The organism is Paraburkholderia silvatlantica (assembly GCF_003096715.1).
Taxonomy (GTDB): domain Bacteria; phylum Pseudomonadota; class Gammaproteobacteria; order Burkholderiales; family Burkholderiaceae; genus Paraburkholderia; species Paraburkholderia silvatlantica.
The window spans coordinates 57,583-76,951 of the sequence record NZ_QEOL01000035.1 but is presented as its reverse complement, the minus strand read 5'-3'; the positions used below and the strand labels follow the sequence as shown (position 1 = coordinate 76,951).

General features: G+C 65.6%; 20 protein-coding genes. 12 read left to right on the top strand and 8 right to left on the bottom strand.

From position 1 onward, the window contains the following. The first annotated feature begins 114 nt into the window (after positions 1–114). Both C7411_RS33430 and queF read left to right on the top strand, forming a co-directional pair. Positions 115–1,047: a 5'-nucleotidase gene (locus C7411_RS33430; RefSeq protein WP_110388383.1), complete on the top strand. Its 933-nt coding sequence runs from the start codon at positions 115–117 to the stop codon at positions 1,045–1,047. Further along, on the top strand, positions 1,044–1,868 hold the full coding sequence (queF, locus tag C7411_RS33425; RefSeq protein WP_110388382.1) for an NADPH-dependent 7-cyano-7-deazaguanine reductase QueF: 825 nt from the start codon (positions 1,044–1,046) through the stop codon (positions 1,866–1,868). The genes C7411_RS33430 and queF overlap by 4 nt, the downstream gene beginning before the upstream one ends. A 96-nt stretch (positions 1,869–1,964) precedes the next feature. On the opposite strand, the gene mtgA is transcribed toward queF, so the two are convergent. The 5 genes from mtgA to mpl all read right to left on the bottom strand — a co-directional run bounded on the left by mtgA (position 1,965) and on the right by mpl (position 7,847). Beyond that, entirely contained in the window at positions 1,965–2,738 is a 774-nt protein-coding gene (mtgA, locus tag C7411_RS33420) for a monofunctional biosynthetic peptidoglycan transglycosylase (RefSeq protein WP_110388381.1), read from the bottom strand. 36 nt (positions 2,739–2,774) lie between these two features. Then, positions 2,775–3,680 (bottom strand): shikimate dehydrogenase, encoded by a 906-nt coding sequence (gene aroE, locus C7411_RS33415; protein ID WP_110388380.1) that lies wholly within the window; start codon positions 3,678–3,680, stop codon positions 2,775–2,777. Then, positions 3,677–5,803 (bottom strand): ribonuclease catalytic domain-containing protein, encoded by a 2,127-nt coding sequence (locus tag C7411_RS33410; RefSeq protein WP_110388379.1) that lies wholly within the window; start codon positions 5,801–5,803, stop codon positions 3,677–3,679. The genes aroE and C7411_RS33410 overlap by 4 nt, the downstream gene beginning before the upstream one ends. A gap of 80 nt (positions 5,804–5,883) precedes the next feature. After that, positions 5,884–6,459, bottom strand: a complete 576-nt coding sequence (locus C7411_RS33405) for a YqiA/YcfP family alpha/beta fold hydrolase (RefSeq protein ID WP_110388378.1) — start codon at positions 6,457–6,459, stop codon at positions 5,884–5,886. Then, on the bottom strand, positions 6,456–7,847 hold the full coding sequence (mpl, locus tag C7411_RS33400; RefSeq protein ID WP_110388377.1) for a UDP-N-acetylmuramate:L-alanyl-gamma-D-glutamyl-meso-diaminopimelate ligase: 1,392 nt from the start codon (positions 7,845–7,847) through the stop codon (positions 6,456–6,458). Before mpl ends, C7411_RS33405 begins: the two co-directional genes overlap by 4 nt. Before the next feature lie 249 nt (positions 7,848–8,096). Here mpl and C7411_RS33395 point away from each other — a divergent pair, with 249 nt between their 5' ends. From C7411_RS33395 to C7411_RS33350, 10 genes are all read left to right on the top strand, one after another. Beyond that, positions 8,097–8,741: a UDP-N-acetylmuramate--alanine ligase gene (locus C7411_RS33395; RefSeq protein WP_110388376.1), complete on the top strand. Its 645-nt coding sequence runs from the start codon at positions 8,097–8,099 to the stop codon at positions 8,739–8,741. Positions 8,742–8,752: 11 nt separating this feature from the next. Beyond that, a complete protein-coding gene (locus tag C7411_RS33390) occupies positions 8,753–9,316 on the top strand; it encodes a TlpA family protein disulfide reductase (RefSeq protein WP_110388375.1) in 564 nt (187 codons plus the stop codon). A gap of 194 nt (positions 9,317–9,510) precedes the next feature. Further along, on the top strand, positions 9,511–9,963 hold the full coding sequence (gene aroQ, locus C7411_RS33385; protein ID WP_042270394.1) for a type II 3-dehydroquinate dehydratase: 453 nt from the start codon (positions 9,511–9,513) through the stop codon (positions 9,961–9,963). A gap of 97 nt (positions 9,964–10,060) precedes the next feature. Further along, the gene (accB, locus tag C7411_RS33380; RefSeq protein ID WP_110388374.1) at positions 10,061–10,528 is read left to right on the top strand and encodes an acetyl-CoA carboxylase biotin carboxyl carrier protein; all 468 of its coding nucleotides are present in this window, start codon (positions 10,061–10,063) and stop codon (positions 10,526–10,528) included. Positions 10,529–10,733: 205 nt separating this feature from the next. After that, positions 10,734–12,101 carry an acetyl-CoA carboxylase biotin carboxylase subunit gene (gene accC / locus C7411_RS33375; RefSeq protein WP_110388373.1) on the top strand — a complete coding sequence of 456 codons (1,368 nt, stop codon included), beginning with the start codon at positions 10,734–10,736 and terminating at the stop codon, positions 12,099–12,101. Between the two features lie 3 nt (positions 12,102–12,104). After that, positions 12,105–13,001 carry a 50S ribosomal protein L11 methyltransferase gene (gene prmA, locus C7411_RS33370; RefSeq protein ID WP_110388372.1) on the top strand — a complete coding sequence of 299 codons (897 nt, stop codon included), beginning with the start codon at positions 12,105–12,107 and terminating at the stop codon, positions 12,999–13,001. 136 nt (positions 13,002–13,137) lie between these two features. Beyond that, positions 13,138–14,481 carry a zinc-ribbon and DUF3426 domain-containing protein gene (locus C7411_RS33365; RefSeq protein WP_110388371.1) on the top strand — a complete coding sequence of 448 codons (1,344 nt, stop codon included), beginning with the start codon at positions 13,138–13,140 and terminating at the stop codon, positions 14,479–14,481. A gap of 106 nt (positions 14,482–14,587) precedes the next feature. Next, the gene (tpx, locus tag C7411_RS33360; RefSeq protein ID WP_042270386.1) at positions 14,588–15,088 is read left to right on the top strand and encodes a thiol peroxidase; all 501 of its coding nucleotides are present in this window, start codon (positions 14,588–14,590) and stop codon (positions 15,086–15,088) included. 102 nt (positions 15,089–15,190) lie between these two features. Then, positions 15,191–16,132 carry a carbohydrate kinase family protein gene (locus C7411_RS33355; protein ID WP_110388370.1) on the top strand — a complete coding sequence of 314 codons (942 nt, stop codon included), beginning with the start codon at positions 15,191–15,193 and terminating at the stop codon, positions 16,130–16,132. Positions 16,133–16,175: 43 nt separating this feature from the next. Continuing rightward, the gene (locus tag C7411_RS33350; RefSeq protein ID WP_110388369.1) at positions 16,176–16,652 is read left to right on the top strand and encodes an outer membrane lipoprotein; all 477 of its coding nucleotides are present in this window, start codon (positions 16,176–16,178) and stop codon (positions 16,650–16,652) included. Positions 16,653–16,911: 259 nt separating this feature from the next. On the opposite strand, the gene C7411_RS33345 is transcribed toward C7411_RS33350, so the two are convergent. The 3 genes from C7411_RS33345 to C7411_RS33335 form a co-directional block, all read right to left on the bottom strand. After that, entirely contained in the window at positions 16,912–17,475 is a 564-nt protein-coding gene (locus C7411_RS33345) for a histone H1-like DNA-binding protein (RefSeq protein WP_110388368.1), read from the bottom strand. Between the two features lie 28 nt (positions 17,476–17,503). Then, positions 17,504–17,830 carry a hypothetical protein gene (locus C7411_RS38500; RefSeq protein ID WP_083245612.1) on the bottom strand — a complete coding sequence of 109 codons (327 nt, stop codon included), beginning with the start codon at positions 17,828–17,830 and terminating at the stop codon, positions 17,504–17,506. Between the two features lie 93 nt (positions 17,831–17,923). Continuing rightward, complete coding sequence (locus C7411_RS33335) at positions 17,924–19,147, bottom strand: ribonucleotide-diphosphate reductase subunit beta (protein ID WP_042270373.1); 1,224 nt, start codon at positions 19,145–19,147, stop codon at positions 17,924–17,926. Positions 19,148–19,369 lie beyond the last annotated feature (222 nt).

The window sequence follows — 19,369 nt, the reverse complement described above, 5'->3', positions numbered from 1 at the left end:
CCCGCGGCCGAAGACGCCGAGTTCCGCCGCTTCCTCGCCTCGCTCGGCTATCCGCACTGGGAAGAGACGAGCAATCCGGCGTACCGGTTGTTCCTCGCGTAACGAGCGGCCATCATGTCCGTTTCGCTATCCGACAAGCTCGTCGTCGCCATTTCGTCGCGTGCGCTCTTCGATTTCGAGGAGGAAAACCACGTGTTCGAGGCCGGCGACCTGCAAGCCTACGAGGCGCTGCAGCGCGAGCGCCTGAACGTGCCCGCGCGGCCAGGCGTGGCGTTCGCGCTGATGCGCAAGCTGCTCGCGCTCAATAACGGCGCGCATCACGTGGAAGTCGTGATCCTCTCGCGCAGCGATCCCATCAGCGGTCTGCGCGCATTCAGTTCGTGCCGCGAGCACGGGCTCGACATTCAGCGCGGCGTGTTCACGCGCGGGCGCGAGCCCTGGCACTACCTCAAGCCGCTGAACGCGTCGCTCTTTCTCTCCGCGAACCCGGCGGACGTGAAGAGCGCGCTCGACGCGGGCTTCCCCGCCGCACGCGTGTTCCCCCGTATCGAGCACAATTCGGCGACAATGGCGGAACGCAACGCGCACGAGATTCGCATTGCGTTCGACGGCGATGCAGTGTTGTTTTCCGACGAAGCCGAGCAGATTTTCCAGAGCAAGGGGCTTTCCGCCTTCGTGAGCCACGAGCGCGACAACCGCGAACTGCCGCTCGCGCAAGGCCCGCTGCAGCCGCTGCTGGCAGCCCTTAACCGTCTGCAGAAGCTCGCCGACGCGAACGCACAAATGCGCATCCGCACCGCCCTCGTCACCGCGCGCTCGGCCCCCGCGCACGAGCGCGCAATCCGTACGCTGATGGCCTGGAACATCGAGATCGACGAAGCGATGTTTCTTGGCGGACTCGACAAGGGCCCGTTCCTGCGCGAGTTCGAGCCCGATTTTTTCTTCGACGACCAGATCCGCACCTGCGAATCCGCGCGCTCGGTCACGGCCACCGGGCACGTGGCAAGCGGCGTGACCAATCTCGCAACCGAAGCCAACGCATCATGACTCCCGACCAATCTCCGCTCGGCAAGGCCTCCACCTACACCGAGCAATACGACGCCTCGCTCCTGTTCCCGATCCCGCGCGCAGGCGCGCGCGAGCAGATCGGCATTGGCGCGCAGCTGCCCTTCTTCGGCACCGATATCTGGAACGCGTATGAGCTTTCGTGGCTCAACGCGCGCGGCAAGCCGCAGATCGCGATCGCCACGTTCTTCATTCCCGCCGATTCGCCGAACATCATCGAATCGAAGTCGTTCAAGCTCTATCTGGGCTCGTTCGCACAAACGCCGTTCGAATCCGCCGACGCGGTGCGCGACACGATCCGGCGCGATGTAACGGCGGCTTGCGGCGCGCCGGTATCGGTGCGGCTCGACCAGCCGGGCGCGTTCGGCAAGATCCCGTTCGAAGAGTTCGACGGCCTCTCGCTCGATCGCCTCGATCTCGACACCGAGATCTATCACCCGGAGCCGACGCTCCTGAAAGCCGCCTTCGACGAAGCGCCGGTAGAAGAAACGCTGATCTCGAATCTGCTCAAGTCGAACTGCCCGGTAACGGGCCAGCCCGACTGGGGCAGTGTGCAGATCCACTACGTCGGGCCGCAGATCGATCAGGCGGGCCTCTTGCGCTACATCATCTCGTACCGCAATCACACGGGCTTTCACGAGCAGTGCGCCGAGCGCATCTTCATGGACATCCTGCGCGAGTGCAAACCGGACCGGCTCGCCGTCTACGCACGCTACACGCGGCGCGGCGGCCTCGACATCAATCCGTTTCGCACCAACTTCAACATGCCGATGCCGGATAACGCGCGGCTCGCGCGCCAGTAAGCGGAAGATCGCAGCCTTCGAAACAGGTAAAGCCCCAATGCAAAACGCGCCGCAAAGACGGCGCGTTTTTTATTGGCGTGGCGATGCGTTGACGCTTCAATGCGGCAACTCGGCGGCCCCCATGCGCCGCGCAATCACGGCGGTGCGCTGCGCGAGATACGCCGAGTTGCGATGCTCGTCGAAGTATTTGGGACGCGGCAGCATCACCGCCAGGCGCGCCGACTGCCACGGCGTGAGCTTCGCGGCGCTCGTGCGGTAGTAGTAGCGCGCGGCCGCTTGCGCGCCGTACACGCCGTTGCCCCACTCCACCGAATTCAGATAGATCTCGAAGATGCGTTCCTTGTCGAGCAGCGTCTGCAGCATCCACGTGATGATGAACTCCTGGCCCTTGCGGATGTAGCTCTGTTCGCGCGAGAGGAACAGGTTGCGCGCGAGTTGCTGCGTGATGGTCGAGCCGCCGCGCACGATATGGCCGCGCTGCTTGTTCTTCTCCCACGCCTGAAGGATGGCGTCGGTTTCGTAACCGTTGTTGTTGACGAAGTTCGCGTCCTCGGACGCGATGATCGCGCGCTTCAGGTTGCGCGAGATCTGGTCGTACGGCACCCATTCGTGCTGGATCGGGAGACCGGGGCGGTCGGTGGAAAGACGCGCGGCGTCGGTGCGCATGAACGCCGTGGTTTGCGGATCGACGACGTTCCAGAGCGCGATTTGCACGAAGTAGAAGAGTTGCGTGGCGATCCACGCAATCGCGAACACCGAGGCGACCCAGGTCAGCCAGCGCAGCGCGCCGGGACGTTTTCGCGTCTGCGCGCGCCGTCCGCTGCCGCTCGCGACCGCCGCGGCCTGCACACCGATGGCTTGCCTGCGCATGGCGTCGTCTCCGTTTTGCGCGAGTGGCGCTGCGCGTTACGCGGCCGGCGCGGCAAGCTGCGCGCGCAACGCCGCCAGCACCGGCGCGCCCTCTGGCCGCACGCCGCGCCACACGAAGAACGACTCGGCGGCCTGCTCGACCAGCATGCCGAGGCCGTCGGCCGCGCGCGCGCCAAGTGCCTGAGCGTGGCGCATGAACACGGTGGGTTGCGCGCCATACATCATGTCGTAGGCGAGCGTGTGCGTGCCGAACGCGCGCTCGTCGCACTCGGGCAAGGCCGCATCGAGGCTGCCCGCCGTCGCATTCACGATGATGTCATAGGGCTTGAGATCGACCGGGTCGCGATAGACCGGGTCGCGATACACGGCTTGCGGGCCGCCGCCGTTAAGGAGACAGCCGAACTCGCCCGCCGCGCCGGCGAACTGCTCGACGAGCGCGTGCGCCTTCGGCGCCGTGCGGTTCACGATGGTGATCTCGCGCGGCCGGCGCTCGAGCATCGGCAGCACGACGCCGCGCGCCGCGCCGCCCGCGCCGAGCAGCAGCACGCGCGCGCCTTCTAGCGCAACGCCAAGGTTCACCTCGATGTCGCGCACGAGGCCGAAGCCATCGGTGTTGTCGCCGAAGATGCCGTCCGTGTCGAAGCGCAGCGTGTTCACCGCACCCGCCGCCGCCGCACGCGGCGAGAGCTTGTGCGCAAGCGCGTGGGCTTCCAGCTTGAACGGCACGGTCACGTTCAGGCCGCGGCCGCCCGCCGCATGAAATGCCTGCACCTGCTCGACGAAACCGTCGAGCGGCGCGAGCAGGCGGCCGTATTCGACGCGCTCGCCCGTTTGCAGCGCGAACTGCGCGTGGATGTACGGCGACTTGCTGTGCGCGACCGGGTTGCCGACTACGGCGTAGCGGTCGGCGTGCACAACCGGCTTCGACTCGTTGGCAGTCATCCGCGCGGCTCCGTTGCGTGCTGTTCGCTCGATTGTTCTTCCGCCGCGCTCGCTTCGCTTGCCGCCTCGCCTTGCGCCTCGCCGGCTTCCGCGACAGCTTCCGCTTCGCTTTGCGCGGATTCGTCGGCGGCTTCGATCAGCTCTTCGTCTTCGCCCGCATCCTCTTCGGGCTGCTCGCCGCTCGTCACGACGGGCGCGTCGAGCACGCGCAGCATGCGCACAGAAGCCTCGATGGTCAGCTCGTCGATCGACAGCACTTCCATCATCAGGCGCGTGCCGCGCGCGTGCACGCCGAGTGCGGGCACGTGCATGAGCAGCGGCACTTCCTCGAAGCGCACCAGGTCGTCCTTGACGACGCTCGCCGGGAATTCGCGGCGCGGCTCGCGGCCCGCTTCACCGCGCATTTCCTGCTGCAGCCAGCGCAGGCACCAGAAGTACTCCATGCGGCGCTGATGGTCGGCATAAGCGGTATAGGTCTCGTCGAAGCCCTGCACGACGGCGAAGAGATCGGCGTCCTTGGGCTTGAACGGCGCGACGAGCTTGGCGGCCACGCCGTGCTCCACGCACGCGAGCAACTGCCACTGGTTCACGAGGTCCACGTAGCGGCGCAGCGGCGACGTGCTCCACGCATACTGCGCGACGCCGAGGCCTTCGTGCGGCGCGGCGCTGGTTTGCATGCGCGTGCGCTTGGGGCCGCTCGGCGCGCCGAACGCGCGCTGCGAGCGATAGATGCCCGGCACGCCGTGATCGTGCAGGAAGGCGCCCCACGTGGAGTTCGCGAGAATCGCCAGCTCCGCGACGATCAGGTCGAGCGGCGAGCCGCGGCGGCGCGGCGAGATGGTCACATGCTCGCCTTCTACGTAGAAGTTGAAGTCGGTGTTGCGCTGGACTTCGCGGCGCAGACCATAGCCGGCGCGCGCCTGCTGGCGCTTCTCGAACAGCGCCTGCGCGAACGGCCAGAGCACGGCGATGTCGTCCTTGTGCGGATACTCGCCCGTGCCCGCTGCGAGCGTCTCTTCGGTGACGACTTCGTCGAGCGTGTTGTGACGCAGATTGCTCTTCACGAACACGCGCTCGGCGCGCGTTTCGGTCGCGACGATCTCCTGCGTCTCGCGGTTCACGATGCAGTAAAGCGAAAGCGCCGGACGCAGACCGCCTTCCTTGAGCGTGAACGCGTCGACGAAATCGTCGGGCAGCATCGTGATCTTGTCGCCGGGCATGTAGACCGTCGAAAGACGCGTGCGCGCGATCGTATCGGCCGTGTCGCCGCGCCGGATGCCGAGCGCGGGCGCCGCGATGTGGATGCCGATGCGCACGCGGCCGTCGGCCAGGTGCTCGATCGAGAACGCATCGTCGATTTCCGTCGTGGTGACATCGTCGATCGAGAATGCCTGCACGTGCTCGGCGGCGGCGGGCAGATCCTCGGGCAGCGTGCCCACTTCGACGGGCGGGAAACCGGTGCCGTGCGGGAAGAAGTCCGCGAGGAAGCGTGCCTCGTGCAGCGCGCGCGGCGAAGCGATGCCGCCGTTTTCGAGCATGAGGCGCGGCATCGAAATGCCGCGCGCGGCGGCGGCCGCTTCGAGCGCCTTGTATTCGATGGAGTTCTTGTCCGGCTTCGTGAGGAGTCCGAGCGCTCGGCCCTTGAACGCCTCGGGCAGTCTACCCGCCTTCAGTTCCTCTTCGTAGCCGGCCTGCACCAGCGCCTGCTGACGCTTGCGTTCGAGCGAGGCCAGCGCCATCTTGAGCTGCTCTTCGGGCGCGCGCTGATACTGGCCGCGCCCCTTGCGCCGAAAGTACACGGGCGAGCCATGCAGGCGCAGCACGAGCGCGGCGCGCTCGACCGGGCCGTAGGTTTGCCCGAAGTACTCGCTCGCGAGCGCCGTGTACGCGAATTCCTCGGCGGGCGCGCACTCCCACAGGAAGTCCAGATCGATCTCCTGGGCGGCGGCGTCCGCCTGCTCCAGCAGTTCGCTCGCGGCCGGCTTCTCGAACTCGATCAGCACGTCTTTCGCGCGCACCTTGGCGCGCCGCCCGCCCGGCAGCTCGACCTGGAACGCATCACCCTGGCGCGACAGCACGCTGCCGGCCTTGAAACTGCCCGATTCCTCAAAGAAAACGTTCACTCAATACTCTCGTTCAGACTTGCTTCGACCGCCGGCGCAGCGCGCGGGCGGTGCTGTATACATATAGGCGTTCGCACGCATCAGGCGGCATCGCAGAAACGGATCACTTCGTCGACGTAATCTGCGAACTCGCTGATGCCATGATCGCTGCCTTCGATCAGGTGCGTGGGCACACCCGGATAGTGCGCGAGCATCTCGCGGTAATCGAGCACCTCGTCGCCGGTCGCGGCGAGCAGATAGTAGCGCGCGGGTTGCGTCACCGTCGTAACGGCCAGCGCGCGCAATTCTTCCAGGTGACGCGGTTCGACGACGATGCTGCCGCCGCCGTGCCAGAGCGGCTGCTCGCCGAGATACTTCGACAGATCGCGGTCGGGCGCCACGGCGGGGTTCAGGAGCGCCGCGCGCCAGCCATGCTTTTGCGCGAGATGCGTGGCGAAGTAGCCGCCAAGCGAACTGCCGATGAGCGTGACGCGCTCGCCCGGCTTCCCCTGCGCGTCGATCTCCCGCTCGGCGAGCGCAATCGCCTCGCGCGGCGAGACCGGCAGCGTCGGGCACAGCCATTCGCCGCTGCGGCCCAGTTCCGCCATGCGCGCCGCCAGCAGGCGCGCCTTGAACGACTGGGGCGACGAGCGAAAGCCGTGCAGATAGACGATCACGCCGCGCTCCGTGCCGAGAGCGCATCGAGCAGCTTTTGATGCACGCCGCCGAAGCCGCCGTTGCTCATCACGAGAACCTGGTCGCCGGGGCGTGCGGCTGCGACGACGGCCTTCACGAGCGCTTCGAGATCGTGGAAGGCGCGGGCCTTCTCGCCGAGCGGCGCGAGGGCGCCAGCGAGATCCCAGCCGAGCGCGTCCTTGCCGCTCGGCGCACCGTAGCCGAACACGAGGTCGGCATCGGCGAGACTGGCGGGCAACTGCGCCTTCATCACGCCGAGCTTCATCGTGTTCGAGCGCGGCTCGAGCACGGCGAGGATGCGCGTGTTTTCGCGGCCTAAGCGCGTGCGCAGGCCGGCAATCGTCGTTTCGATGGCCGTGGGATGGTGCGCGAAGTCGTCGTAGACGGTCACGCCGTCAACGCTGCCGCGCACTTCCATGCGGCGCTTCACGTTGCGGAACGTGGCGAGCGAGGCCGCGGCCTGCGCGGGCGGCACGCCCACGCTGCGTGCAGCGGCAATCGCCGCTAGTGCATTCAGGCGGTTGTGTTCGCCCTGGATCTGCCAGTCCACCACGCCTGCACGTTCACTGTTGTGATAGACGGCGAAGCGCTCGTCCACGGCCACGCCATCAACAGCTGGCAACGCCTGCCAGCCGCCGTCCACGCCGAAGCGCTCCACGTCGCTCCATACGCCGCGCGTGAGCACGCGTTCGAGCGCGTCGGAGCGGCCGTTCGTGACGATGCGGCCAACGCCCGGAATCGTGCGCACGAGATGATGGAACTGCGTCTCGATCGCCGCGAGATCGGGGAAGATGTCGGCGTGATCGAATTCGAGGTTGTTGAGCAGCGCCGTGCGCGCACGGTAATGAACGAACTTCGAGCGTTTGTCGAAGAACGCCGTGTCGTACTCGTCGGCTTCGATCACGAAGAAGCTCGAATCGGTCAGGCGCGCCGATACGCCGAAATTGAGCGGCACGCCGCCGATCAGGAAGCCGGGATTCAGGCCCGCGTCTTCGAGCAGCCACGTGAGCATCGAGCTCGTGGTGGTCTTGCCGTGCGTGCCCGCCACCGCGAGCACCCACTTGTCGCGCAGCACGTGCTCGCCGAGCCACTGCGGACCCGACGTGTACGGCAAGCCGCGATTGAGGATCTCCTCCATCAGCGGGTTGCCGCGCGTGACCACGTTGCCGATCACATAGAGATCGGGATTGAGTTCGGTCTGGCTCGCGTCGTAACCCTCGATGAGGCGGATGCCCTGCGCTTCGAGCTGGGTGCTCATCGGCGGGTACACGCCGGCATCGCAGCCGGTCACCGTGTGGCCCGCGCTGCGCGCGAGCACCGCAAGTCCGCCCATGAACGTGCCGCAGATGCCGAGGATATGGATGTGCATAAACCTGTCGCGCCGCGCGGGCGTCGTGAACGCGTCGATCGGATTGATCGGGTTGAAAAGGATGGAGAAGCTGGAACGACGGCAGTCCTGCGCCGCCGCAGCAAGGAACCGGTATTGTACCCGAGGCCCCGAGCCCTATTGGCTCGACCTCGGCCCCCGCAGCGGCGGAAAATCCCTGGCGCCCCGGCAGCGGGTGCGGCGCGGGGGCCGCGCGCAGGAGCCCAGGGCGAACTCTAGTATCATTGAAAGATGGTTCGCAGATCACATTTCGATCCCCAGCGCGTGCGCGAGGAAATCGCCATCGCGGCAGCAAGGATGATCGCCGAGGACGGCCTCGACTACGCCACCGCCAAACGCAAGGCAGCCCGGCAGGTGGTGGGGGAAACGCGCATCGAAGGCACCTGGCTGCCCGATAACGATCAGATCGAGGAAGAGATCCGCGAATATCAGGCCCTCTTTCAGAGCGACAGCCAGCCGGCGGTGCTGCGCCGCCTGCGCGAGATCGCGCTCGAGTGGATGCAGCGGCTCGAGGCGTTCAATCCGTTCCTGACCGGCGCGGTGCTCAACGGCACAGCGGGCGAGCACTCCGACATCCATCTGCAGATTTTTTGTGACAACGCGAAGGATGTCGCGATCTGGCTCCTGAATGCGAACGTGCAGTACGACGTTTCGGAAACGCGCCATTTCGCAGCGCGCGGCTTCGTGGAGACACTCAGCTTCATGTGGCGTCCGTCACGCGACGAGGAGCCGGTGGGCGTACACGTTGCGCTCTACAATACGGACGATTTGCGCGGCGCCGTGCGCGCCGATGCGCGGGGCAGGCTGCCGCGCGCCAATGCGCAGGCCCTGCAGGCGCTGATCGACGAGAGCGGCGCCACTTCTTCCACAACCTGATAACGGCAGCGATGAACACGAAGCGGATTCTGGCCGGCGTGGCAGTGGCGGCAATCGCCGCGGGCGGCGGCATACTGGCTGGGCACTGGGCAACGAGCGGCAGCGCCGGAGTGGCCGACGCGGCATCGGTTAGCGCGGCGGCGAGCGGCAAGCAGAATGCGGTCGGCCAGCTCTGGTCGGCGGCGGTCACGAACCCGGACGGCAAGGCGCAATCGCTCGCCATCTACAAAGGCCGGCCGGTCGTGGTCAACTTCTGGGCGTCCTGGTGCGGCCCGTGCGTCGAGGAAATGCCGGAGCTTTCGGCGCTCCAGCGTGAATACGCGAAGAAGGGAATTCAGTTCCTCGGCGTAGGCGTGGATTCGGCTGCGAACATCAAGACGTTCCTCAGGAAGGTGCCCGTCGACTACCCGATCTACGTCGCCGGTTTCGGCGGCGCCGACGTCGCGCGCGCGTTCGGCAACAACGCCGGCGGCTTACCTTACACGGTCGTAATCGACGCGAACGGCGCCGTTCGTGCGACAAAATTAGGGCAAATCAAGCCGGACGAACTTCGGCACACGCTCGACGCGCTTTGACGCAGCGGAATATTTGACGCAATCTTAAGCGCCGTAACGCGACATTTGCTGTATGAAACCTGTCAGTTGACTGAAGATCGGCCCGGACCCTCGCCGCAGGGCGCAGTCAGGGCCATATCGCCTTATCGGAAAACTAGACAAATTTCTCTAATCGGCGCTAAAGTTCGCGCAATTCCACGGAAAAAGAAGCGACCATGACGCGACTGCTGGTTCTGCACGGCCCTAACCTCAATCTTCTCGGCACCCGGGAACCGGAGGTGTATGGGCGCGTGACGCTGCCGCAGATCGATCAGGCGCTCTCGGACCGTGCCGCGGACGCCGGCGTCGAGCTCGCGACCTTCCAGAGCAATCACGAAGGCGCACTGGTCGACCGCATTCAGTCGGCCCGCACCGAGCAGACCGACTTCATCCTGATCAACCCGGCCGCGTACACGCATACGAGCGTCGCGATCCGGGATGCGCTGGCAGGCGTCGGCATCCCGTTCGTCGAGATTCACCTGTCGAACGTGCATCGCCGTGAATCCTTCCGGCACCATTCGTATTTTTCCGACCAGGCCGAAGGTGTGATTTGCGGCCTCGGCTGGAAGGGTTATCTCTACGCGCTCGAATACGCGCTCGACCGGCTCGCTGCCCGGTCGGCGGCCTGATTCCCGCGCCGGATGACCGTCAATACCTGAACAACAACCCGTGCCGGGACGCGCGCGCCCCGGCACTTCACGTATTCAAAGCAAAAGGGGCTGCACCATGGATCTACGTAAGCTGAAGACTCTGATCGACCTCGTCTCCGAATCGGGCATCTCGGAGCTCGAAGTGACCGAGGGTGAAGGCAAGGTGCGCATCGTCAAGAACGCGCCGCCCGTTTACGTGCAGCCGGGCCCCGCGCAATACGCGGCGCCGGCCGTGGGTGCTCCGCTTGCAGCGCCCGCCCATGTCGGCGAAACCGCCGCAGCGGCTCCCGCCGCGCCCGCCGTGCCGCAAGGCCACGTCGTGACCTCGCCGATGGTGGGCACGTTCTACCGCGCACCGTCGCCGGGCGCCGACCCGTTCGTCCAGGTTGGCGATACGGTCAAGGAAGGCCAAACGCTTTGCATCATCGAAGCGATGAAGCTGCTCAACGAGATCGAGTCGGACGCGGCCGGCGTGGTCAAGGAAATCCTCGTCGAGAACGGTCAGGCAGTCGAATACGGCCAGCCGCTCTACGTGATCGCCTAAGCTTTTCTGCGCGCGGCAGCGGCCTTCTTTTCTGGCCGCGCCGCGTTTGTCGCGTTCGTAGCGTTTGGCGCCCCATGACGGCGACGCACGCGACCGATCTTTTGAGTTTTACATGGGATCGCAGTAACCGCTAAAGCGCTAACTCCGATCGACAGGCGTGCGCATATACGACTTGCGACGCCCATTGATGAGTCGAATACCCACCATGTTTGAAAAAATCCTCATTGCCAATCGTGGCGAGATCGCGCTCCGCATCCAGCGCGCGTGCCGCGAACTCGGCGTCAAGACGGTCGTCGTCTATTCGGAAGCCGACAAGGAAGCCAAGTACGTCAAGCTCGCCGACGAGGCGGTCTGTATCGGCCCGGCGCCTTCGAACCTCTCCTACCTGAACATGCCTGCGCTCATCAGCGCGGCCGAAGTCACCGACGCAGAAGCGATCCACCCCGGTTACGGCTTCCTCTCCGAGAACGCCGACTTTGCCGAGCGTGTGGAGCAGTCGGGCTTCACGTTCATCGGCCCGCGCCCGGAAACGATCCGCATGATGGGCGACAAGGTCACGGCGAAGCAGACCATGATCAAGACCGGCGTGCCCTGCGTGCCGGGCTCGGAAGGCGCACTGCCCGAAGATCCGAAAGAAATCGTGAAGATCGCGCGCGCGATCGGCTACCCCGTCATCATCAAGGCGGCGGGCGGCGGCGGCGGGCGCGGCATGCGCGTCGTACACACGGAAGCGGCGCTCGTGAACGCGGTCAACATGACCCGCGAGGAAGCCGGCCGGGCGTTCGGCAACCCGCAGGTCTACATGGAGAAGTACCTCGAGAACCCGCGTCACATCGAGATCCAGGTTCTCTCGGACTCGTTCAAAAACGCCGTGTGGCTGGGCGAGCGCGACTGCTCCATGCAGCGCCGCCACCAGAAGGTGATCGAGGAAGCGCCGGCGCCGGGCATCGCGCGCCGCCTGCTCGATCGCATCGGCGATCGCTGCGCCGACGCGTGCAAGAAGATGGGCTACCTCGGCGCGGGCACGTTCGAGTTCCTGTATGAAAACGGCGAGTTCTACTTCATCGAAATGAACACGCGCGTGCAGGTCGAGCACCCGGTCACCGAACTGATTACGGGCATCGACATCGTGCAGGAGCAGATCCGCATCGCCGCGGGCGAGAAGCTCTCGTTCCGCCAGCGCGACATCCAGTTGAAGGGCCACGCGATCGAGTGCCGTATCAACGCGGAAGATCCGTTCAAGTTCACGCCGTCGCCGGGCCGTCTCACGTCGTGGCACATGCCGGGCGGTCCTGGCGTGCGCGTCGACTCGCATGCCTACAATGGCTATTTCGTGCCGCCGAACTATGATTCGATGATCGGCAAGCTGATCACCTACGGCGCCACGCGCGAGCAGGCCATTCAGCGCATGCGCATCGCGCTCTCGGAAATGGTGGTCGAAGGCATCCAGACCAACATCCCGCTGCATCGCGAGCTGATGCTCGATGCGAAGTTCGTCGAGGGCGGCACGAGTATTCACTACCTCGAAAGCCGTCTGGCCGAACGTCAGGCAGTGAAGAAGGACGAAGCGTAATTCATGAGCTACCGGGAACTGATCGTCGAGCTGGATCGCAATCGCGCGGAGGCACTGTCCGACGCGCTGATCGAGCTTGGCGCCCTCTCGGTGTCGGTGGAAGACGCCGACGCCGACACGCCCGACGAGCAGCCGCTCTTCGGCGAGCCGGGCTTAACGCCCGAGCGCACCGCGTGGCAGCATTCGCGCGTGATTGCGCTGATCGGCGCCGATCAGGATCCCGCCGTGCTGCTCGCGGCCGCTTCGAACGAACTGGGTCTGACTGAAACGCCGAAGTTCTCGCTGCGCGAAGTCGAGGAGCAGGACTGGGTGCGGCTGACGCAATCGCAGTTCGACCCGATCCAGATTGGCGAGCGCATCTGGGTCGTGCCGTCGTGGCACGATGCCCCGGACCCGAACGCGCTCGTGCTCGAACTGGACCCGGGCCTCGCGTTCGGCACCGGCAGCCATCCCACCACGCGTCTGTGCATGGAGTGGCTCGAACAGCACGTGCAGCCCGGCAATTCGCTGCTCGACTACGGCTGCGGCTCGGGCATCCTCGCGATCCTCGCAAGGAAGTGCGGCGCGAATCCGGTGATCGGCATCGACATCGACCCACAGGCGGTCGAGTCGGCGCGCCACAACAGCGAGCGCAATCGCGCCGAGGTCACCTACGGCCTGCCCGACGATTGCCCCGCCGGCGAGTTCGACATCGTCGTCGCCAACATTCTTTCGAATCCGCTCAAGCTGATGGCCTCGATGCTCTCGTCGCGCGTAAAGCCGGGCGGGCGCATCGCGCTTTCGGGCATCCTCGCGCGCCAGGCCGAGGAAGTCGCGCAAGTGTACGCGCGGTGGATCGACATCTCGGTCTGGCGCGAGCACGAAGGCTGGGTCTGCCTCGCGGGCACGCGGCGCGCATAATCCCTTGCCGTTCCGATCGGGCTCACGCGAGCCTGATCGCGCCCCAAGCGGCGAGACCGAAGTCGTAGAGTGCGGTGGATTGCCAGTAGAATGCGGGTATCGCCAATCCTCCGGTCTACCCAGATCCTCGGCCCACATGCTTCTGGCAACGCGCTGCCCCTTCTGTGAAACCGTCTTCCGCATCCAGCCCACGCAGCTCGCAGTGCGGCGCGGCCTCGTGCGTTGCGGGCATTGCCAGGAAGCGTTCGATGCGTCGGGCAGTCTCTATGAAGTGCCCCAGGGCGGCGACTTCTCGCGCGCCGTGCCGGTTGCAGCCGAGATCGCGGCAAGCCTGACTGCGGCACCATCGGAGCCAGCTTCACGCGCTGCAGCGCAATCAGCGGCGCAGCCCGCGATTCAGCCGGCGTTTGAGCCGGCGTTTCAGCCCGATACCCGGAACACGCAGACTGCCCAGCCGGCAGCAGGCGCGCCATCGCAAGAGCCGCCTCCGCAGCTGAACGCCACACCCGATTTCGCGAATCGCGCCTGGGACCCGTGGGCGCCACCCGCAGATACCCAGCTCGACCCGCGGCTGAGGTACAACGCCGATCAACTGGCGCGCAAGCGCGCCTCGCAGGGCGCGGCGGCCGGCGTCGAATCGCGTGTGAGCGCCGACGACGCCCCCGCGCACGCTGCGTCCCACGCACCAGCCGCATCGGCCGCGGCCGCCGACGCGTCAGCGCCGCCGGCCCAGCAGCCCCAGTCGGGCGAGCCCTTCCCGCCGGCCGCGCGCTGGACGCGCAGCGAGCCGAGCCTGGGCACGAGCGGCCCGACCGAGCCGACCTTTTCGGCCAACGAAGCATCGGCGGCGGGTCGCATCGACGACCCGGAGCCCGCGCTCGGCCCCCGCACCCGCGAAGCCGCGCCCGAGCCCGCGTTCAGCGCGCTCTCGCCCAACGACGGCGCCGCGCCGTTCGCCGTCACGCGCGAAGCGCCCGCCCGCCCGCGCGGTTCGCGCGGCCTCGTCTGGCGCATTCTCGGCACGCTCGTCGCCGTCCTGCTGCTCGCGCTGCTCGTCGTGCAGCTCGCCTGGTGGCAGCGTGAAACGGTCATGGTCTACTGGCCCGACTCGCAGTCGCTCTATCTGCAGGCGTGCGCGCAGCTCGGCTGCCGCGTGCTGCCGCCGCGCGACATCGACGGCCTGCTGGTCGAGCCGTCCGATCTGCGCCAGGTCGACAACGAGCCGCATCACCTCGAACTGAAGGTGCCGCTGCGCAACCGCTTCAACGTGGCGCTCGCATACCCCGCCATAGAGCTGTCGCTGCTCGACCGGCAGAACAACATCGTCGTGCGGCGCGTGCTGTGGCCGCAGGACTACGTCACGCCCGGCACGTCCATCGAAGCCGGTCTGCCCGCACGCACCACGCAGACCATGATCGTGCGGCTCGACACGGGCGACGTGGTGGCGTCGAACTTCCGCATCGAGATTTTCTACCCCTGATTTTCCGTCTGTGCGCGGGTGCACCGGCGTGCCCCGCGCGTTTCCCGGCGTCCCGCATCGCGGGGGTGCGCCATTCACCACAACATGCATTTCCGGAGAGCACATCATGAGTCAAGTCACGCTAGGCGGTAACCCGATCGACGTCGCCGGCACCTTCCCGAGCGTCGGCCAAAAGGCCCCGGCGTTCTCGCTCGTCGGCAAGGATCTGAAGCCTGTCTCGCTCGCCGATTTCGCCGGTAAGCGCAAGGTCCTGAACATCGTGCCGAGCCTCGACACGCCGACCTGCGCCACCTCCACGCGCAAGTTCAACGAAGCCGCTGCCGGCCTGAGCAACACGGCTGTCGTCGTGATTTCGGGCGACCTGCCGTTCGCCGCTGCGCGCTTCTGCACGACCGAAGGCATCGCCAACGTCGTCACGGCCTCGACCTTCCGCGGCCATGAGTTCGCGCAAGCCTATGGCGTGGACGTGACGAGCGGCCCGCTCACCGGCCTGACCGCGCGTGCCGTCGTCGTGCTCGACGAAAACGACAACGTCCTGCACGCCGAGCGCGTAAGCGAAATCAAGAACGAACCGAACTACGACGCCGCACTCGCCGCGCTGAAGTAATCGGGCGGCGGCGCACACGCTCCTCGCGCCTGCATTGCCAGGTCGACGCGCGGGCCGGTGCGCCGCCCCTTCCCCTACCACGCCCTACAGGAACTTTCCGCCTTGGCTACGCTGATCTGCGGCTCGCTCGCCTACGACAACATCATGACCTTCGAAGGTCGCTTTCGGGAGCACATCCTGCCCGAGCAGGTGCACATTCTGAACGTGAGCTTTCTCGTGCCGACGATGCGCCGCGAGTTCGGCGGCTGTGCCGGCAACATCGCGTACTCGCTGAATCTGCTCGGCGGCGACGCCCGCATCATGGCGACGCTCGGCGCCGCCGACGCGCGCCCGTACCTCGAACGCCTCGACACGCTCGGCCTTTCGAAGGCACACGTGCGCGTGCTGGAGGATACGTGGTCCGCGCAGGCAATGATCACGACCGACCTCGAGAACAACCAGATCACCGCGTTCCACCCGGGCGCGATGATGCAATCGCATTTGAACCGCGCCGACGAAGCGCCCGGCATCAAGCTCGGCATCGTCGCGCCGGACGGCTTCGACGGCATGGTCCAGCACGTCGAGCAGTTCGCGAAGGCGGGTGTGCCGTTTATCTTTGATCCGGGCCAGGGCCTGCCGCTCTTCGACGGCGCATCTTTGCGCCGCGCGATTGAACTTGCGACTTACGTAGCGGTCAACGACTACGAAGCCAACCTTGTCAGCCATCGCACCGGCTGGTCGTTCGACGAAATCGCCGGACATGTCGACGCGCTGATCATCACACGCGGCGAGCACGGCTCGCAGATCTACCACAGCGGCAAGATCGAAGAGATTCCTCCGGTCAAGGCCGCTCAGGTGCTCGACCCGACCGGCTGCGGCGACGCTTTCCGCGGCGGCCTGCTCTACGGCATCGAGAACGGCCTCGACTGGGCCACCACGGGGCGTCTCGCGAGCCTGATGGGCGCGCTCAAGATCGAGCATCTCGGTCCGCAAAACTATGCGCCCACGCGAGCGCAGATCAACGAACGGTTCAAGGAGGCATTCGGCTACGAACTGCCGAACTGAACGCGGGAGCCGCGCACGCGCGGCGCCCATTGGAGCTACGGGAATGAAAATAACAAGTCGTCTGATGGTTGCAGCCATGCTCGCGGGGTCGCTTGCGATGTCGGGCTGCGCCTATAACAGCAGTTCCGCCGACGTGTACACGGCCTCGCAGGCGCAGCGCGAGCAAACGGTGCGTATGGCCACGGTCGAGAGCGTGCGCGCGGTGAAGATCAGCTCGAACGACGGCCAGCCTAGCGGCCTTGGCGCGATCGGCGGCGGCGCGCTCGGTGCGGTGGCCGGCAGCCGGATCGGCGGCGGCACGGGCTCGATCGTCACCGGCATCATCGGCGGTATTGCGGGCGCCGTGGCCGGCAACGCGGTCGAGAACGGCGTGGCCATGCGCGACGGCCTCGAGATCACGGTGCGCCTCGACAACGGCGACTACCGCGCCATCACGCAAACGGCAACCGGCGAAGTCTTCAACGCGGGCGACCGCGTGCGGCTGCTCTCGAGCGGCGGCGTGACGCGCGTCACGCACTAACGGTTTCCCCTGTACCGCAGCGGCGCCTCGCGCCGGATGCGGAACCTCAGGCGCATGTGCTCCCCTGTGCATGCGCCTTTTTTCACGCCCGCGCGCGACATGCGGGCGGCCTCACCCAACGATTACGAACTCCAGACAAAAAAATCCCGTCGCGGACAACCCAGCGACGGGATCGGGATCGAGCCTTGCGCAGCGTGCCGCCCGGCCCGGCCAGCGAAGCGCGCGTACGATGCAGCCTGCGCGCTTCGTCTCGGACTGCTTACGGACGGCTGCCGGTCGGGAACGGCCATGCTGCGGCCGGATTCAGGGCAGTCTTGACCGTTGCTGCGGGCGCGGACGGTTGCGCAGCAGGGGCAGCAGGTGCGGCAGCGGCCTTCGCAGGCGCCTTCTTGGCCGCCTTCTTGGCGGCAGCCTTCTTCGCAGGCGCAGCCTTCTTGGCAGCAGCCTTCTTCGCAGGCGCCTTCTTGGCTGCAACCTTCTTCGCAGCGGCCTTCTTCGCCGGCGCTGCCTTCTTCGCAGCCACCTTCTTCACGGCGACTTTCTTGGCTGCAACCTTCTTCGCTGCGGCCTTCTTCGCCGGCGCTGCCTTCTTCGCAGCCACCTTCTTCACGGCGACTTTCTTGGCTGCAACCTTCTTCGCTGCCGCCTTCTTCGCCGGTGCTGCCTTCTTCGCGGCAACCTTCTTCACGGCGACTTTCTTGGCTGCGACCTTCTTGACCGCGACCTTCTTCGCTGCGGCCTTCTTCGCCGGAGCGGCCTTCTTCGCTGCAACCTTCTTCACTGCGGCCTTCTTCGCCGCCGGTTTCTTCTTGGCAGTAGCCATTTTTTTCTCCTTCAGGTTCAGATGAGAGTCAGTTCAAACTACACCCTTCGTCAAAACCCGCTTCCCGCGAACGCTTCTCACGGCGCACGCTGCGAAGCGGGCTATTCATCGGCGTACGCTGGTCCCGCGCGCTTACGCTAATGAATGCGGTAAGGCGCGCCGTGCCACGAGGCACAGCGCGCCAGGTCATTCCGGCGTCGGCTACCGACACCGGGCAACGTTCGTTGAAAGCGGCGGCCTCACGACACGCGAAGCCTGCGCGCTTTTCCGGGGGGAAGTTTGCCCATCCCTCTGAAGGGTTTGCAAAGTGCCTGTCACGTCGGTGAGCCAACCTGGCTCCGGGCATGCTTTGCATCAGGCGTTCCTGCTCCTAATCATCATGCCGGTCGAAGCGCCTGCACGGCGCCTCGCGGCAACCCCAAAAGACTTGCACCGCAGTGCGCCCGGGTTATTCCCAGGACAGCGCACCGCCCGTCTGATATTCGATCACGCGCGTCTCGAAGAAGTTGCGTTCCTTCTTCAAGTCGATCATCTCGCTCATCCACGGGAACGGATTCTCTTCGTTCGGGAACAGCTGATCGAGACCGATCTGCTGGCAACGGCGGTTGCAGATGAAGCGCAGATAGCTCTTGAACATCGACGCGTTCAGACCGAGCACGCCGCGAGGCATGGTGTCCTCGGCGTAGCGGTACTCGAGGTCGACCGCATGCCTGAACAGTTCGGTGATCTCCGCACGGAACGCCGGGGTCCACAGGTGCGGGTTTTCAAGCTTGATCTGGTTGATGAGGTCGATGCCGAAGTTGCAGTGCATCGACTCGTCACGCAGGATGTACTGGTATTGCTCCGCTGCGCCGGTCATCTTGTTCTGGCGGCCGAGCGCGAGAATCTGCGTGAAGCCGACATAGAAGAACAGGCCTTCCATGATGCAGGCGAACACGATGAGCGACTTGAGCAGGCTCTGGTCGGCTTCGAGCGTGCCGGTCTTGAACGACGGATCGGTCAGCGTATGGATGAACGGGATCAGGAACTCGTCCTTGTCGCGGATCGACTTGACCTCGTGGTACGCGTTGAAGATCTCGCCTTCGTCCAGACCCAGCGACTCGACAATGTACTGGTAGGCGTGCGTGTGGATCGCCTCTTCGAACGCCTGGCGCAGCAGGAACTGGCGGCATTCGGGCGCCGTGATGTGCCGGTAGGTGCCGAGCACGATGTTGTTCGCGGCGAGCGAGTCGGCGGTCACGAAGAAGCCGAGGTTGCGCTTGACGATGCGGCGCTCGTCCTCGGTCAGACCATTCGGGTCCTTCCACAGGGCGATGTCGCGGGACATGTTGATTTCCTGCGGCATCCAGTGGTTCGCACAGCCCGCCAGGTATTTTTCCCAAGCCCACTTGTACTTGAACGGGACCAACTGATTCACGTCGGTCTGGCCGTTGATGATGCGCTTGTCGGCGACATTCACGCGCGCTTCGGTCGAGACCGGCGCTTGCGGCGGCGGGGCGACGGCGAAGTCGCTGGCGAAGATGTTGGTCGCCGTGGAAGCCTGAGGAGCGGAACGCAGACCAAACTGCACCTCGGCAGCCTGGACAGCCTGACCCGCGGGGTTGCGCATTGCGTTTTGCTGCGCACCGCTCGACGGAGTTACGGCCGTGATCTCGTCATCCCAGTTGAGCATAAATGTCACCATCAATTTAGATCGGTTTGTACCATCTTTTCGTGGGCGATAAAAGGGTTCGCACACGAAAAATCCTGTTTTCGATTCGCGTTGCGACCTCGATACAACACTTTGTTGTCGCTCTGTGTCGATTGCATCGCGTGAGCACTGTGCAGAGAGCACTGATGCGTCGTGCTCGCTTCGCATGTGCGATGTGCTTCGAAGGTCTTCGCGACATCGAGA

Coding starts and splice junctions, on each gene's coding strand:
- C7411_RS33430 (WP_110388383.1), top strand. CDS start 115: ATGTCCGTTTCGCTATCCGACAAGCTCGTCGTCGCCATTTCGTCGCGT.
- queF (WP_110388382.1), top strand. CDS start 1,044: ATGACTCCCGACCAATCTCCGCTCGGCAAGGCCTCCACCTACACCGAG.
- mtgA (WP_110388381.1), bottom strand. CDS start 2,738: ATGCGCAGGCAAGCCATCGGTGTGCAGGCCGCGGCGGTCGCGAGCGGC.
- aroE (WP_110388380.1), bottom strand. CDS start 3,680: ATGACTGCCAACGAGTCGAAGCCGGTTGTGCACGCCGACCGCTACGCC.
- mpl (WP_110388377.1), bottom strand. CDS start 7,847: ATGCACATCCATATCCTCGGCATCTGCGGCACGTTCATGGGCGGACTT.
- C7411_RS33395 (WP_110388376.1), top strand. CDS start 8,097: ATGGTTCGCAGATCACATTTCGATCCCCAGCGCGTGCGCGAGGAAATC.
- C7411_RS33390 (WP_110388375.1), top strand. CDS start 8,753: ATGAACACGAAGCGGATTCTGGCCGGCGTGGCAGTGGCGGCAATCGCC.
- aroQ (WP_042270394.1), top strand. CDS start 9,511: ATGACGCGACTGCTGGTTCTGCACGGCCCTAACCTCAATCTTCTCGGC.
- accB (WP_110388374.1), top strand. CDS start 10,061: ATGGATCTACGTAAGCTGAAGACTCTGATCGACCTCGTCTCCGAATCG.
- accC (WP_110388373.1), top strand. CDS start 10,734: ATGTTTGAAAAAATCCTCATTGCCAATCGTGGCGAGATCGCGCTCCGC.
- prmA (WP_110388372.1), top strand. CDS start 12,105: ATGAGCTACCGGGAACTGATCGTCGAGCTGGATCGCAATCGCGCGGAG.
- C7411_RS33365 (WP_110388371.1), top strand. CDS start 13,138: ATGCTTCTGGCAACGCGCTGCCCCTTCTGTGAAACCGTCTTCCGCATC.
- tpx (WP_042270386.1), top strand. CDS start 14,588: ATGAGTCAAGTCACGCTAGGCGGTAACCCGATCGACGTCGCCGGCACC.
- C7411_RS33350 (WP_110388369.1), top strand. CDS start 16,176: ATGAAAATAACAAGTCGTCTGATGGTTGCAGCCATGCTCGCGGGGTCG.
- C7411_RS33345 (WP_110388368.1), bottom strand. CDS start 17,475: ATGGCTACTGCCAAGAAGAAACCGGCGGCGAAGAAGGCCGCAGTGAAG.
- C7411_RS38500 (WP_083245612.1), bottom strand. CDS start 17,830: ATGCAAAGCATGCCCGGAGCCAGGTTGGCTCACCGACGTGACAGGCAC.
- C7411_RS33335 (WP_042270373.1), bottom strand. CDS start 19,147: ATGCTCAACTGGGATGACGAGATCACGGCCGTAACTCCGTCGAGCGGT.